Consider the following 13,983-nt stretch of genomic DNA (forward strand, 5'->3'; position numbering starts at 1 on the left):
TAGTGTCAAGGTAGTTATCAAGATAAAGACGCGCTCACCTTTGTCGCGGACAGTTTGGTTTTACCTAGACATTACCTAGATATGAGCAATACAGGGAGAAGAAAGAAGCTAGCATCCTTCAACTGCGACCAAAAGATGTGGGAGCAGTTTATCGCTCGTTGCAACTCGAAAGGCACAACGGCAACAGCCACGCTCACCCGATTTATCGAACTTTACCTAGATGGTTCAGATGATGACCTTGATGAAATTGCTGGTAATGAAAATAAGCGCCTGGACTCTTTAGAACAAAAAGTTGAAGAGATAACAACCCGAATGACACAGCTAACTGAGGCGATTATTAAAATTCAAGACTATCTCAACAAGCAACCGAGGCGACAGAATAAATCCTACAACAACAACAATTCATACCTAAACAGGCAAACTTCCCGTATTCAACCATTAACAGAAGAAAGCCTAGCTGCAAGACTTGGTGTAAATCAAGAAACTGTACGTAAGGAGCGGATTAATTTACCACCACCGCTTTTTGTGGCATGGTGCAAGGGCAAAGATAGAGCAGGGTTAGGGTGGGAATTTAACGAAAATACGGGGTTATATCATCCTGTAAGTTAGTATTTTGATTAATTTAATCTGCAATCTTTTTCTAAAATTTATGCCTTTAATCATCAGTCGTTTTCAGGCTTTGGCTCTTGCAACTGCATTAATTGCTCTGTTGGGATGTTCGCCAGCGCAAACCCAGGTGCCAACACCGACAATAGAAAAACCATTACAGCCAACGCCGATTGTATCTACCTCAATAAGCATTCATTTGCTGTTGGGAAATCCTAGCGGCGCAACTCCAACGAGCATTACTCCAGATAATTATTTAATGGTAAAAAACCAGTACGCACTTTCCTACAATCAAAGCAAGGGAACTGCTAACTGGGTAGCTTGGCAGTTAAATAAGTCATGGCTGGGTGATGCAGAACGCCAAAATAACTTCCGCCCTGATAATACTTTGCCTGCGGGTTGGACGCGAATAACTCCCAGTGCTTACACAGGCTCAGGATACGATAAGGGTCACATTGCACCATCGGGCGATCGCACCCGCACAGTAGAGGATAACACCGCCACCTTTTTGATGACCAACATGATGCCGCAGACACCCGATAACAATAGAAATACGTGGGGAAATTTAGAAGATTATTGTCGAGGCTTGGTAAGCCAAGGTAAGGAACTGTATATCGTAGCTGGGCCTTTTGGCAGTCTTGGTGAACCTCTTAAGAGTAAAGTGACAGTTCCCACATCAACTTGGAAAATCGTTGTCGTACTAGATAATCCTGGCTCTGGGATTAATGGTATTACCGCTAATACTCGTGTCATCGCGGTGAACATCCCTAACCAGGAAGAATTAAATAATGATTGGAGAGCTTACAAAGTAAGTGTTGATGAATTAGAAAAACTCACAGGATATGATTTTATTTCTAATGTTTCGCCAAATATCCAAGAAGTTATTGAAAGCAAAGTAGATAATTTGTAAAAAGGTCAAGTTTCAACAACTTTCGTAGAAATACCCGCTAAATTTACCGCCGGGGTTTGACCAACTACATAAACATCAATTTCTTTGTTGCCGAGGCGATACACCTGCAAATTAGTCAGGTTTTTCTTAAGTTCCTGCACAAGGGTTTTAAATCGTTTTACGGTTGCTTTCTCTTCTTCCTCATGCCAATCTTCTTCTGTCGTTGCCACTTGAAAAAAATCGTCAACCCCCACGATTTTAATGGGTGTGTCTTGAGGATGATTTGTCTGTTGTACAACTTTTTCAGGTGTGACAGGGGGTGTAATACCTGACCACAAGAAAACTTCAAACGGGTACTCCGACTCACTCATCATAAGTAAACCATCTGCTGCTGTACGAAGCTGGTCTAGGATTTCTGAATTAGTTTTGGTCATAAGCACTTAGTAGAGCGTAGTTTACCGCCGCAGGTTAGGCATCGCACATAAAATACTATCCACCTCGCCGTGCATCCACCACACCCGTAAGCCGCATTTATTAACTGAGGCGAACGCTGCTTGGCAGATTTACAAGCGTAGGCGCAGGCATCGCCACATACACTGTGCAAAATATTTGTGTGGCAGGTATTTTATTATACCTTGTATAATAAAGCCATTATTTTTGAATTTCCTCCAGCCAACTCTATTAAGGGAAAAAGTTATATGAAACTAATTAAAAAAGTTTTAGCAATCTGTTTTTTATTATTTGGCATTCCCTTTTCTGGTGTGATGATTCTAGAAATTATGAATCCCAAAACTCCTGCTCAAGAAAAAGAAAATGATGTAGCGGCTTTAACTATTCTTACTATTCCATCAACCATTCTAGGAGGCTGGTTGAGTTGGTCTTTAGTGCAGCAGAATCGAAAGGAAAAAGCATTACTTCTGGAATCAGAACAAAAGCGTCTTCAGTTAGTGTTCTTAGAATTAATTGAGCAAAATGCTGGCAGAATAACGGTATTGCAACTGGCAAAAAATGCTGAAATATCAACCCAGTTAGCTAAACAATATTTAGATGAGAAAGCCAAGGAACTTAATGCTGCTTTTGAAGTAAATGAAGAGGGAAATGTTTTGTATCATTTCTCTTGACACACTTTTATGGACTGTAGTCGAGGTCAAACTCATATCCGCGTAAAACAACTGGAGTTTGAGAGAAAATGATTTATAAAATAACCATCGAAAAGTAAAGACTATGCCAGACTTCAGTAGTGAACCGATACCTGAATTAAAAAATCCGAAAGATTTCTTTCATTCTGGTGACTTGACCTTGAGAATCTCAGGAGAAATAGTGCCTGTAGTTGATGTCCATCTAGGGCAACAGCAATCGATTTACTTTGAGCATCATATTTTACTGTGGAAACATCCGAATGTTCGCCTCGGTGTCAAAGGTTTAAAAGGGGCAGCCAAGCGTTTCTTTGCTGGACTGCAAATTTTTATCAGTGAAGCACATGGGCCAGGGAATATTGCTTTCTCTCGTGAGGCTCCAGGACAGATTGTGGTGCTGCAATTAGAGCGTGGACAGACAGTGGACGTGCGCGAACATCAGTTTTTACTCGCTACCAGTAATATTGAGTACAGTTTCTTTTTTCAGCGAGGGCTGGCAAACCTCTTTTTTAGCCGCAGTGGTGGTTTATTTATTGACCGCTTCATTGGTCAACAACAGGGAGGGCTGCTTTTAATCCACGGTTACGGTAATGTCTTTGAAAAGTACCTTGCTCCTGGGGAAGTACTCGATGTTGAGCCAGGAGCATGGTTATGGAAAGACTCATCAGTGAAGATGGAGACAGTAACGGCGCTGCAATCTAGTGGCGGCATCTTCGGAGCAATTGGAGTAATGCTTGGCGGTATTTCATTCACTCTCAACCGTTTTATTGGCCCTGGTCGTTTGGGGTTACAGTCTATGACTTATCACCCACCAGCACCAGAGGGCGCTACTCAAATCGGTGGCAGCAGTAATTTGAGTTAAAGTAGCAGCAATTAAATCAAAAACTATTAACTAATCTGGTTCAATTTCAGCAATTAAATTCTGAAGGTATTCACGCGCTTCTAACAAAGTTAAATACAAAAAATTACCGTTTTTATCATGTATTTCGTATTCATTGAGAACAACACGATCGGCATCTTCCCCCCACCCAAAACCGAAAATTAGCCCATTAGCACAAGCCTTGCTGCCAAGCTCACTGATTTCTAAAAGTATGTCTTTATATTCTGCTTTTAGCTTTCCTATCCTAATCATTTCATCAAGTATGTCTTGATATTCAGCATTAGTTTCATTCATAACCAGAGGGCCATAGCCTTTGATTATCCCCTAAAACTCATCAACAACTACACAGTATCATCCATCCACCCACACGGGCAATCACAGTGAACACGCGCTGACCAGTCCCGGTCAAATTCAGCACCGCACTGGGGACACTTGCCAGTAAACATCGGATGCCAATCAATCAATTCTAATTGTTCTTCTGGTGTCCATCTCTGGCGGGGCTGCACAATCAACTCGCCGTTGTAGTAGCTTGCCCCTTCTGGTTCCCACAGTTCTGCTGGTTCGGCGTTGGGGTCTTCTCGAAAGTCAAGGCAACTATCACTGTCTACCCCATCTGGATGGACAAGACAGACGAGGTGGGGATCGTGTGAGTAGAGGAGGCAGCGATCGCAGTCTGGAATTTTCATAGTACCAGTGTACTGCTTTAAAAAAGCGATCGCTCTAGTAAAATCAAAAACCACCCACATCATGTAGGTGGAGAACAAAAGAGATTGTATATCTTTTATCACTTGCCGAACAGTTTATTAAGCACATCAGCTAGACGGTAGCCTGCCAAACTCATCCGACGTTCTGCTATTGGTTTGGCGGTAGCAGCATAATTTGGCGGTAAGACTTTTCCATCATTCTTATCAGTGCTGCCAGAAAGTTTACCATTCAGATATACTTTTTGTTTTGCTATCCTAAAACTCTCTAATTTTGCCCAATTATTAAATTGAGTTTCTCTTAATTCTGGCAATTTACTGCGTTGATAGTCGGCTCTTATCTTGGTTGCAGTGTTGCGAACAGTTTGAAATCTTTCGCTTCCAAGAATCAGGTCATCCCATAATTTATGCAAACTGATAGTCTGGCTATCTGGTTTAACTTTAATATAAAAACGTGTACCACCTCTATCACCTTCCGGTTCAGGATATTGGTTATTTATCAGTTTTGTGGCGTGCAACGGCTGATGTACATCCCCTACTAGATGGAATAGCCAGCATATTGCAACTGCTTTTTCGCTGTTGGTGGCATTACTTTGAACAATATCAAGATTTTTTTTAAATGCGTAGAGAATATTTTCTTCACCTGCAATTTCACGAGGGATTGAGTTTGAGGCATTGCTTGGTTGATAAGGAAAGTTGATGTAGTGCCAAGTTGGGCGATCAAATGTTTGATTGCCACGGGCTTCATCTGGCCATTTTGCAGCCCACATAAACAAGTACAGGTTTTTATCTTCAGTAGAAATATTAGATTGATTAAGAGAATTCCACTGCTGCTCAAATTTAGAGTATTCGGGATGTTCTCTTAAAATCGCGGCTATTTTCTCAATTACTTGTTGATGATTTTGCTTAAGTTCACTGTAGGCAATTGCGCCGGAAACCATGTGTCCAGCTTTATTCCAAGCAAAAGCCGGGTGCTGCCAAATCAGAATTGTTGATAATGCTGTCAAGAAAGAAAACTTAAGGTAATTTTTTGTTATAAAATATATTTTTTGAATGGGAAATCTCTTAATCATAATCATCTCGCTAATAATTGAGTATCAATACAAATCTTAACTTTGTAATCGCACGAATCACCTGAGTCATTACCAATTCTTAAATATTGGTTTCTGTTAAAGTTACAGAAATTCAGCAAAACTTTTAGCGATCGCAATTTAGCTGTGGTTGTATAAAAAGAGGTTAAAAGGCTGTGAAGATGGAATTAACATTTAGTAATCATTGAGGTGATTATCTGAAATTCAAATAACAAAAAATATCAAAAACTTATATATATTATTCAAGCAATAGGTGTGGCGATCACTTTTTCTCGTTTAGGTATAGTTGCTCTCTTGTCAAGCCTGGGAGCGCAATCATTGTAACGCTGCTTGTAGCCTCTGTTGCAATCGAGTATATCGCTCCTGGGACTTCGTAGAACGAACGCACATACTTATTGCCTTTTGGCTGCCAATAATAATCGCCAGCTTCTTGGCACGGGTCAACCCCGTATAAAGTAAATTTCGAGTCAGCATCATGTAATGTTGCGTATACAAAGGCAAAATTACTACTGGGTATTCTGAGCCTTGCGACTTATGTATACTCACGCTCCAGGCTAAAGCCAGTTCATTCATGTCAGCATAATCATAAGTAACATCCCGTTCTTGATACTGTACAATTACTTCCTGTTCCTCAGTATCAATAGTAGTAATAAATCCCACATCACCGTTAAAAACTTCGCGTTGGTAATCGTTGGTTAATTGAATTACCCTATCACCAACTCTAAAAATAGTCCCACCCCTGGTAATTTCAACTTTTTCAGGGCTAGGTGGATTGATTAACTGTTGCAGTACGTTATTGAGATTGCGTGTACCGACTAATCCCCGTGACATTGGTGCAAGCACTTGTACATCAGTAGCAGGATTAAAACCAAGTTTGGGAATAAAATCTGCAATCAACTCGCTAATCACCTGCACCCCATGTTCTGGTTGTAATCCTCCACCATGCCAAAGACAATCAGATTGAGGTGTGTCTGAAATTGATTCAATATTGGGATATTGCCCCCGGTTAATTAGATGCGATGCAGTAATGATTTTGCTAGTAGCAGCTTGACGAAATACTTGAGTGAGGCGCACCACAGGTACTTGACGCGAATTAATTAAATCAGCCAGCACGTTACCCGCACCTACCGATGGCAATTGGTCAATATCTCCCACCAGCAGGAGTTGAGCATTTTCGGAAACTGCTTGAACTAAAGAATACGCTAGAAACAAGTCGAGCATACTAGCTTCGTCTACAATAATTGCACTGTGGGGTAATGGATTAGTGCGATCGCGTTTAAAACTGCGAGTTCTGGGGTCAAATTCCAGTAGGCGGTGAATGGTTTTAGCTTCCAGTCCCGTCATCTCGCCTAACCTTTGCGCTGCCCGTCCAGTTGGTGCAGCTAGGGCAATTGATTTACCCATTGCCTTCCACAGTGAGACTATGGTGCTAGTGCAGAATGTCTTACCGACACCAGGGCCACCTGTAATTACGGTGAATCGAGAGTAAGCAGCCGTCTCTACTGCTTGTTGTTGTTCGGGTGATAGTGAAACTTGGCGGCTACTGCTAAAACGCTCAAGCCAAGCGCGGACGCGAGGAATATCAGGGTTGATGGGGTGGGTGAGGCGTTCGCGTACCAATTGGGCTAAGTTTTGTTCGGTGTAGAAGTAAGTAGGCTTGTAGCAATTGAGCGTTTTATCGGCATCACGTTCTCTAATTAGCTCATCTTTCAAAGCCATATCTTTGATAGTCACAGCGATGTCATCTTCTGTTGGTTGATGGTCAGCAGTAGTGAGCAGTTTAATCACGTTCTCAATCAGTTCGCTCTGTGGTAAGTAGCAATGTCCATCTTCGGCAGCTTCACTTAAAACATGGGTCATCCCTGCACAGTAGCGAAACTCGGAATCTGCGGGAACCCCCAAATTACGGGCAATTTTATCAGCAGTTAAAAAACCAATGCCATAGATATCAGTCGCTAACTGGTAAGGATTATGGGTAACTGTATCTATGGATTTATCGCCGTATTGCTTGTAAATTTTGACTGCGTAAGTGGTGCTAACGCCGTGACCTTGCAGAAATACCATCACTTCTTTAATGGCTTTTTGCTCGTTCCAGGCTCTTTGAATCATGGCAATCCGCTTTTTGGCAATGCCGTTGACTTCGCTCAAGCGCTCGATTTGGTTTTCAATAATATCTAGAGTCTCTATACCAAAATGGGCAACTATCCGTTTAGCAGTGACTGGCCCCACACCCTTAATTAGACCGCTACCTAAATACTTCTCAATTCCTGTGAGGGTGGCAGGTTTAGTTTCTTTGTAGTTAACAACTTGAAACTGCAAACCATACTGGGGATGTTCGCGCCAAAAACCAGTTAATTGCAGCGTTTGTCCTGGCTGGATATCTGCAAAGCTACCAGTAATTGTAGTTAGTTCCTTTGCACTAGGGCGTTGCAAACGTGCCACAGTATAACCTGATTCTTGAGAGTAATAGGTCAGGCGTTCTACCACTCCGGTAATTGATTCGTGTTTGGGAGTGGCGTTAACTTGCTGCTGGCTTGGTAGAGGTGTGGTGGACATCACTTTCAACAAACGGCGCAGCCATTATACTCGATACTTACTGCTCCAGAAGTCATAGGGTTGGCGTTTATAGTATTTATGTACTATTAAATAAATTTAAGCATTATATTTTAAATATTTCTAGCGTTTCAAAGTAAAGTTTCAAGCCGTTTTTAGTATATACACCCTGCTTTTACGAATATATTTAACTAGCGAAAGTTTTCAAGGAGGTCAACAAACTAAATGAATAAGATGGGATTGGTAGTTGCAGCAGTTGTTATCATGTCACCTTTGACCTTAGCTGTAAACAATGTGCAAGCTGTGAACGAGCTAGTATTAGTAACTAAAAGTAATCAACCAGAACAGTCTGTGCAAAGAACTTTTACAAGCCTCATAAATGCTGTTGAACAAAACAACTACACTCAGTTTATTTCTCTTGGAAATGCTGCTTTCAAAGAAGGTATTACAAAGGAAACATTTACACAAGTTAGTGGACAGTTGGCTCCTCGCATCAAAAAAGGGTATTCGGCAGTTTTCTTGGCAAATCTGAAGCAGCAAGGGTATCAAGTTTATTTATGGAAACTGACATTTTTAGATGGTGGTGATGATGTCTTAGCTAGACTTAGCCTCAAAGATGGAAAAATAGGTGGATTTTGGCTCAATTAGGCGATCGCCCAAGAGGTCTAATTTTTCCTCTAAGAATTTTTTATGGGCGATGGTCTACGCGTTCGCTTGTATTTGCTAGGGAGCGATCGCTTTTGTACCCCCTGAATGGTTACAAACGATTCTTGATTTGAGCTATCCGCACGCGCTTACGCTACCCCTTGAACGGCATTGCACTCTAACAAAAGAATAGCGCCTACCTAAATATAGGCAGGCGCTATTCAAATAATTTAAGCTCAGGGAGAAAATATAGTGAAATGAGTTCCCTGATTTTTACGATTAATTAATTCCAATTTGATTGATTACAAAGCACTGCGGCTAGTTAACGCGTTCCACAAGAAAACAGCGACAATTGCGCCAAGAACCGCTACTGCAATACCTGGAATGCTAAGACCAGGAGCCGCTAGAGCTAAGGTTCCTGTATTGAAGAATACACCCAGACTGCCACCAACAAAAGCACCAATAATTCCTAATAAGATTGTTCCGAGAATTCCGCCACCTTGATGACCGGGGTAGATAGCCTTTGCAATAGCACCAGCAATTAGACCTAAAACAATCCAAGCAAGAATATTCATTGTTTTAATTTGAGCAACGTTTTTCATCGACAAATACACAATAGCAATCCAAACATTGACATTCAATCTATCAGCAGAATCAATGATTAATAGCCTTGAGGATGAATGCTGTTACTTCTGGTGATATACCCCGTAACTCAAATGGATAATAAATTAAAAAAAAGCTCCTAGTTGGTCTAAAACTAGGGGCTTATTAATTCATTGCTTGATAATTGCAGTATATGCATTTTTAATGATTTATCTCATCTACTTGAAGAATTAAGCTATGTTTGAAAGCCGAATATTAATTTGATAAGGTGAAGGAGTAAATGGCTTGTAGCTGCGACCAATGTTTAAGATGTCATCAATTGCTGGCTTGCTCCCATTCGCCACCGTTACAACTACCTTGGCACTGGCAACAATTGTTTTCTACCCATCAAAAACTCTTTCACAAACATCAAGCGATGGGCGCAACACAGTTCCCCAGGCAGGTTGCCTATCTGGGTATCCTGATGGCACATATCAAGGTTCGCGCCCAGTTACGCGCTATGAATTTGCTGCTGGCTTGAATACGTGCCTAGAGAGGCTAAATCAACTTATTCCCGTTAACAGGGCGGATTTAGCAACGAAGCAAGATTTGGAAATTCTGCTCAAACGACAAAGGGAATTAAACCACCAACTTCAAGAACTCAACGAGCGAGTTGATACCCCACCTGCTACAAAATAAGTATTCGACAGCAGTTAGTTTATGCGATTGCTCCTCTACCTCATTTAATTTTTCCTCTCTGCGAGACACTACGTGAACGCTTGTATTCTGTAAAAGCGATCGCTCCAGAAAGTGTGCAACTTTTCCTCTAAGAATTTATGAAAGGCGATCGCCACCGGACTGTTAGATTTTTATACAAAGATGGAGAGCAGTGATTAGCAGTATTAAAACCAGTCACATATTAATAGCAGCTATCACTAATTATTGAAGGTAAACATAATTATGGAGCGAGAAATATGCTTCGATTATTTAATTCATTTGCATCCAAGCTCGGCAGTATTAAAGAGCAAAAAACTGAGGGAATGGCGGCGGTTGTTGCCTATTTAATGTTTGCCTCTTACTGTTTAACACTAGTAGCTATACTTTGCGTGGTAGTTGTTTTGTAGTCTAAGTTTTCAATCAGCATAATCTAGGTGGGATGAAACTCTTATAAAACTAAGAACATAGTCACAAGACTATGTTCTTAGTTTATCAGACAAATTTACTTGGTATGCCGAAAAGTAATTTGCTTCAAACCCCCATAATCAGTTACTAGATATTCTCTTAATCTAGCTTGGAAATTCTTCTGTTCATTTTCATGAATTAGGTTTAAATTATGACCAATAACATAGTCGGCTTCTGTCATCCAAAAATCAAGTATTTGGTCTATTTGAGCGATTTCTAGGATATCTGCTATCCGTTGTGCTTCTGATTCTGATAAACTACTTAGACTTGCTAAAGAACAATACTCTCGGATAATGTTCTTCTGCTCATGAGTTAATGGTAACTCTGGATTTTTAATTTCCTTTGAGAAAGAAAAATTGACCATTGGTACTAGCTCCTTATCACCAAATTCTGTTCGGACTTACATATCCATCTAGTTGTAGAATTCGTTAGAGATACGCAGTATCCTTTTAATTTCCAGTTTGTGAACATATTTGGCTTGGTTAACCTCCTATTATACAGTGAGAATATTTTAGTTTTGTGACCTTACATAATGAATAGTGAAAATATTTTACTTTTGTGACCGCTAATGGCGAAAATTTAGAAAAATTTTATTAACAAGTCACAAAAAAATCATTTTTGTCACTAACAAGTAAAGTAAATCCATTTTTCAACCGAATAAGAAGCCGTAACACTTCCTACTTAGTTAACTGGAGGCAATCGGATGCTATCTTGTGGTCGTAAGGCATTTGACACAGAATTTCAGGTCTTGCTTGATTCTGGGAGTTCTTCTGCCCACTCGATGTTAGCTTTCATTAAGCGCAGCCTTGCCCAATTCAATCTCAGTAATTCTTATAGTCCTACCTGGGTACTAAATGAGGCATATATGCGTGGAATCAAACTTATGGCAAAAGGTGAACACATTGATAAACCGCTTGCTTGGATTCGAGCAACAGCTTATAACATCATCAGGGAACAGAGCCGAGAACGTAACAGATTTTCACAACTTGATGAAAGCATGATTGAATTTCATGTTAATTGCAGGTTTACCGTTTCTGAAGAAATTGAAGAGGAATTATTCAAAAGAGTAAACCTAGCGTTTGAAAAATTAGAACCAGAAGAAAAAGAAATTTTGAGATTGAAGATGCTCAAAGATTTATCATGGAAGGAAATTAAATTGCATTTAATTTTACAAGGGAAAGAAGTTCAGAATGAAGCAACATTACGTAAACGCAAAGAAAGAGCTTTAAAGCATCTTCGCAGCATATATCATTCTTTGGAACTTCAAAATGTTTAGCATTCTTGAATGCAATTATAAAAGTGTTTGAATACCATTAGTTTTATCTAGCAATGTCTAAAGAATAAATCTGAACGCTTACGAGATATCTGTATAATTTATATTGCTTGGTTATGCATCAAGAAAGTGTAGGGTGAAGCGACCCACCTATCACCAGGCGATGTTTGACGAAAAGCCGCTATGCGTCGGGAGCATATCTACCCTGTTTGGATCGCTGACTCTTTAAGTTTTCCTCGCTTGAATGCTTTTAGCTAGGATATTCGCTCAAAGTGAGGGCGATAACTTCGTTAAGCTGCGCTAACGCTCTGGCAATGAAAGTGAAATAATAAACTAGTATGCCTTGCTAGGAGATGCAGCGATGACCTACACCATGCACGACGCTCAAGAAGTAGCAAAGCTGGCTGCTAGTGATGTCTCCGCTTGGCTTTGCTCCAAACCAGAAACTATTAGCGTTGTTAATGTTGAAAATGACCCAGATTACCAGCGCAGAGATATTGACCTCATCTGGACAACGCACAGTGGCGAAATTTTGATTGAGATTAAGGGCGATAGGTGGAATAAAACTCGTAACTTGTTCTTTGAAACTCACAGCAATTTAGAACGTGGAACCCCCGGCTGCTTTATGTACACCGAGGCAGACTGGCTATTTTATTACTTTGTCAACACTCGGCTTTTGTATCGGTTGCCGATGCCAAAAACGCGGGAGTGGTTTCACATCACCATGCGGCGGTTTCGGGAGCGTTCGACTACAACACCAGTGGGGAGTAGCTATTACACCACTGTGGGGCGATTAGTGCCGATTACTACGGTGATGCTGGAAGTGTCAGGGGTGAAGATGGAGCAGTTGTAGGGGGCGAGGGGGCGATCGCTCCTATTCTTAGAGGAAATATCGCAGCAGGGCGATCGCCTATGGTGGGCTTTAGTTATCGCCCAGGCTTTCCTCTAAGAATCTCAGTTCAACAGCACTGAAAAAATCTACTTTATAACACGTAATAAAAAGTACTGGAAAATATTTAAATACGGATATTCACTGATGAATATTGAGATTTTGCGTGGCTAAGATGTAGCAAATAATATAGCATCAGCTACTTAAGCTAGAAGGTAAAGTTTCAAAATAAATGACTATTAAAAAACCCTTGGCTATCAACCAGCCAGAGGTAGGGCAGATCATTCGTGATTTGCGGCTTGCCTTCGGGCTTACGCAAGAACAGTTTGCAGCAACTCTTGGTGTGACATTTTCTACAATCAATCGTTGGGAGAATGGGCATTCTAAACCCTCGCCGCTAGCAATGGAGAAGATAGAGGGGATGTTGGAGAAGATGGGCGACGAAGGGCAGGATTTGTTGACTAAGTATTTATCGAATTAGTTTTTGGCTCAGTTTTGGTGTGAGCGATGACTACGGCTGCAAGCTACACAGTTCGTCTGGTTTATGTTTTCGGCAATGATGCGAGTGCAATAGTAGAGGTGAAGTAGCGATCGCGCTTAACCTTTTAGTAGTCAGTTCGCATTCCGTTCGCTCAATGTTCAGCCTGAAATTAAAAAGGTGAGTAATTAATGAAGAGACAAACATTGCTTGGGATGATGGCAAGCTTAACAGTTTTGGGTGTAAGCTTCCTACCAGTTCAGGCTCAAAAAACAACAACCAATCAACCAAATTCTAACTTACTCAATGCAATCAAAGAGACTATTCACAAAGAATTTGCAGATGCTGATTGGAATGAGATTAAAAAAGATATTACATTTCAATATACTGAAGTAGATTTAAATAAAGACGGCACTAAAGAAACTCTTGTTAGCATTCAAAAGGGTTTTCCTTGTAATAATCGTCATTGTCCTGTCTATATTTATCAAAAAAACGGTAATAATTATCGCTTCATTTCGTATGTATTTACCTCACGAGGTGAATTGCAAGTAGCCATACTTCTCAGCCGCAGTAAAGGTTGGATTAATATTGCTGCCCCCGTGTTCACTTATGAACCAAGAGAAATAGCTTGGAGAGTCTTCAAATTTGATGGAAAAAAATATCAACTTACTTACCAAAAATTAAGTTCAGCACCGAAGCAGATTGTGTTGCGCGAGACTCCTAGCTCCAAATATACTTTTCCTGAGTCAGAAGAGAGGACAGATATTTTTCAGCAACAGATAAATACAGAAACTTCAGCCAAGGTAAATATAGGTTGTGCGCCTAAGAGCAATCAATCTCGTATTCTCTCCACCCCTAACCCTAATGATATTCATCCTAATTGGAGGGGCGAAAGCTATATTGGAACATCTTGGAGTTTAATAGCAAAAGAAATTATTAAAAACAACACATTCATTTATCTTAAAGGCGATTTATACTCCCCACGTGGAGGACTTATAAATGAAAATGTCTTTGTTATAGAAAATGAGTGGGATTGTTCTCCTAACTGAAATCATCAAATCTATTTAACGTGTAAAAC

Annotated in this window: 17 protein-coding genes; 10 read left to right on the forward strand and 7 right to left on the reverse strand. The window is 40.5% G+C overall.

The window, feature by feature from the left end; genetic code table 11:
- Positions 1-81: 81 nt before the first annotated feature.
- Positions 82-609, forward strand: coding sequence for a hypothetical protein (locus tag RMY64_RS25580; RefSeq protein ID WP_322701452.1), 528 nt, complete (start codon positions 82-84; stop codon positions 607-609).
- Positions 610-649: 40 nt separating this feature from the next.
- Positions 650-1,516, forward strand: a complete 867-nt coding sequence (locus RMY64_RS25585) for a DNA/RNA non-specific endonuclease (RefSeq protein ID WP_322701453.1) — start codon at positions 650-652, stop codon at positions 1,514-1,516.
- A 5-nt stretch (positions 1,517-1,521) separates the two neighbouring features.
- Here RMY64_RS25585 and RMY64_RS25590 read toward each other — a convergent pair whose 3' ends face one another.
- Positions 1,522-1,929, reverse strand: coding sequence for a nuclease A inhibitor family protein (locus RMY64_RS25590; protein WP_322701454.1), 408 nt, complete (start codon positions 1,927-1,929; stop codon positions 1,522-1,524).
- A gap of 177 nt (positions 1,930-2,106) precedes the next feature.
- Between RMY64_RS25590 and RMY64_RS25595 the strand changes: the two genes are divergently transcribed.
- Together RMY64_RS25595 and RMY64_RS25600 are read left to right on the forward strand one after the other, a co-directional pair.
- Positions 2,107-2,616 carry a hypothetical protein gene (locus tag RMY64_RS25595; protein ID WP_322701455.1) on the forward strand — a complete coding sequence of 170 codons (510 nt, stop codon included), beginning with the start codon at positions 2,107-2,109 and terminating at the stop codon, positions 2,614-2,616.
- Positions 2,617-2,719: 103 nt separating this feature from the next.
- Positions 2,720-3,493 (forward strand): AIM24 family protein, encoded by a 774-nt coding sequence (locus tag RMY64_RS25600; RefSeq protein ID WP_322701456.1) that lies wholly within the window; start codon positions 2,720-2,722, stop codon positions 3,491-3,493.
- A 30-nt stretch (positions 3,494-3,523) separates the two neighbouring features.
- Here RMY64_RS25600 and RMY64_RS25605 read toward each other — a convergent pair whose 3' ends face one another.
- The 4 genes from RMY64_RS25605 to RMY64_RS25620 all read right to left on the reverse strand — a co-directional run bounded on the left by RMY64_RS25605 (position 3,524) and on the right by RMY64_RS25620 (position 7,859).
- On the reverse strand, positions 3,524-3,805 hold the full coding sequence (locus tag RMY64_RS25605; protein WP_322701457.1) for a hypothetical protein: 282 nt from the start codon (positions 3,803-3,805) through the stop codon (positions 3,524-3,526).
- Positions 3,806-3,852: 47 nt separating this feature from the next.
- Complete coding sequence (locus RMY64_RS25610; protein WP_322701458.1) at positions 3,853-4,299, reverse strand: hypothetical protein; 447 nt, start codon at positions 4,297-4,299, stop codon at positions 3,853-3,855.
- A complete protein-coding gene (locus RMY64_RS25615; RefSeq protein WP_322701459.1) occupies positions 4,296-5,219 on the reverse strand; it encodes a S1/P1 nuclease in 924 nt (307 codons plus the stop codon). Before RMY64_RS25615 ends, RMY64_RS25610 begins: the two co-directional genes overlap by 4 nt.
- A 399-nt stretch (positions 5,220-5,618) precedes the next feature.
- Positions 5,619-7,859 carry an ATP-dependent RecD-like DNA helicase gene (locus RMY64_RS25620; RefSeq protein ID WP_322701460.1) on the reverse strand — a complete coding sequence of 747 codons (2,241 nt, stop codon included), beginning with the start codon at positions 7,857-7,859 and terminating at the stop codon, positions 5,619-5,621.
- Positions 7,860-8,081: 222 nt separating this feature from the next.
- Here RMY64_RS25620 and RMY64_RS25625 point away from each other — a divergent pair, with 222 nt between their 5' ends.
- Positions 8,082-8,504, forward strand: a complete 423-nt coding sequence (locus RMY64_RS25625) for a hypothetical protein (RefSeq protein WP_322701461.1) — start codon at positions 8,082-8,084, stop codon at positions 8,502-8,504.
- A gap of 299 nt (positions 8,505-8,803) precedes the next feature.
- Here the strand turns inward: RMY64_RS25625 and RMY64_RS25630 are convergent, their stop codons facing one another.
- Positions 8,804-9,076 carry a GlsB/YeaQ/YmgE family stress response membrane protein gene (locus RMY64_RS25630; RefSeq protein WP_179070917.1) on the reverse strand — a complete coding sequence of 91 codons (273 nt, stop codon included), beginning with the start codon at positions 9,074-9,076 and terminating at the stop codon, positions 8,804-8,806.
- Positions 9,077-9,413: 337 nt separating this feature from the next.
- Here RMY64_RS25630 and RMY64_RS25635 point away from each other — a divergent pair, with 337 nt between their 5' ends.
- Positions 9,414-9,782, forward strand: a complete 369-nt coding sequence (locus RMY64_RS25635; RefSeq protein ID WP_322701462.1) for an S-layer homology domain-containing protein — start codon at positions 9,414-9,416, stop codon at positions 9,780-9,782.
- 520 nt (positions 9,783-10,302) lie between these two features.
- On the opposite strand, the gene RMY64_RS25640 is transcribed toward RMY64_RS25635, so the two are convergent.
- Complete coding sequence (locus tag RMY64_RS25640) at positions 10,303-10,629, reverse strand: hypothetical protein (protein ID WP_322701463.1); 327 nt, start codon at positions 10,627-10,629, stop codon at positions 10,303-10,305.
- 339 nt (positions 10,630-10,968) lie between these two features.
- Between RMY64_RS25640 and RMY64_RS25645 the strand changes: the two genes are divergently transcribed.
- The 4 genes from RMY64_RS25645 (at position 10,969) to RMY64_RS25660 (ending at position 13,954) form a co-directional block, all read left to right on the forward strand.
- Entirely contained in the window at positions 10,969-11,541 is a 573-nt protein-coding gene (locus RMY64_RS25645) for a sigma-70 family RNA polymerase sigma factor (RefSeq protein WP_322701464.1), read from the forward strand.
- Positions 11,542-11,899: 358 nt separating this feature from the next.
- Positions 11,900-12,391 carry a hypothetical protein gene (locus RMY64_RS25650; protein WP_322701465.1) on the forward strand — a complete coding sequence of 164 codons (492 nt, stop codon included), beginning with the start codon at positions 11,900-11,902 and terminating at the stop codon, positions 12,389-12,391.
- 268 nt (positions 12,392-12,659) lie between these two features.
- The gene (locus RMY64_RS25655) at positions 12,660-12,908 is read left to right on the forward strand and encodes a helix-turn-helix transcriptional regulator (RefSeq protein ID WP_322701466.1); all 249 of its coding nucleotides are present in this window, start codon (positions 12,660-12,662) and stop codon (positions 12,906-12,908) included.
- Positions 12,909-13,096: 188 nt separating this feature from the next.
- Positions 13,097-13,954 carry a hypothetical protein gene (locus RMY64_RS25660; protein WP_322701467.1) on the forward strand — a complete coding sequence of 286 codons (858 nt, stop codon included), beginning with the start codon at positions 13,097-13,099 and terminating at the stop codon, positions 13,952-13,954.
- Positions 13,955-13,983 lie beyond the last annotated feature (29 nt).

This window comes from Nostoc sp. DedQUE08 (genome assembly GCF_034530895.1).
In the GTDB taxonomy this organism is placed as follows: Bacteria; Cyanobacteriota; Cyanobacteriia; order Cyanobacteriales; family Nostocaceae; genus Nostoc.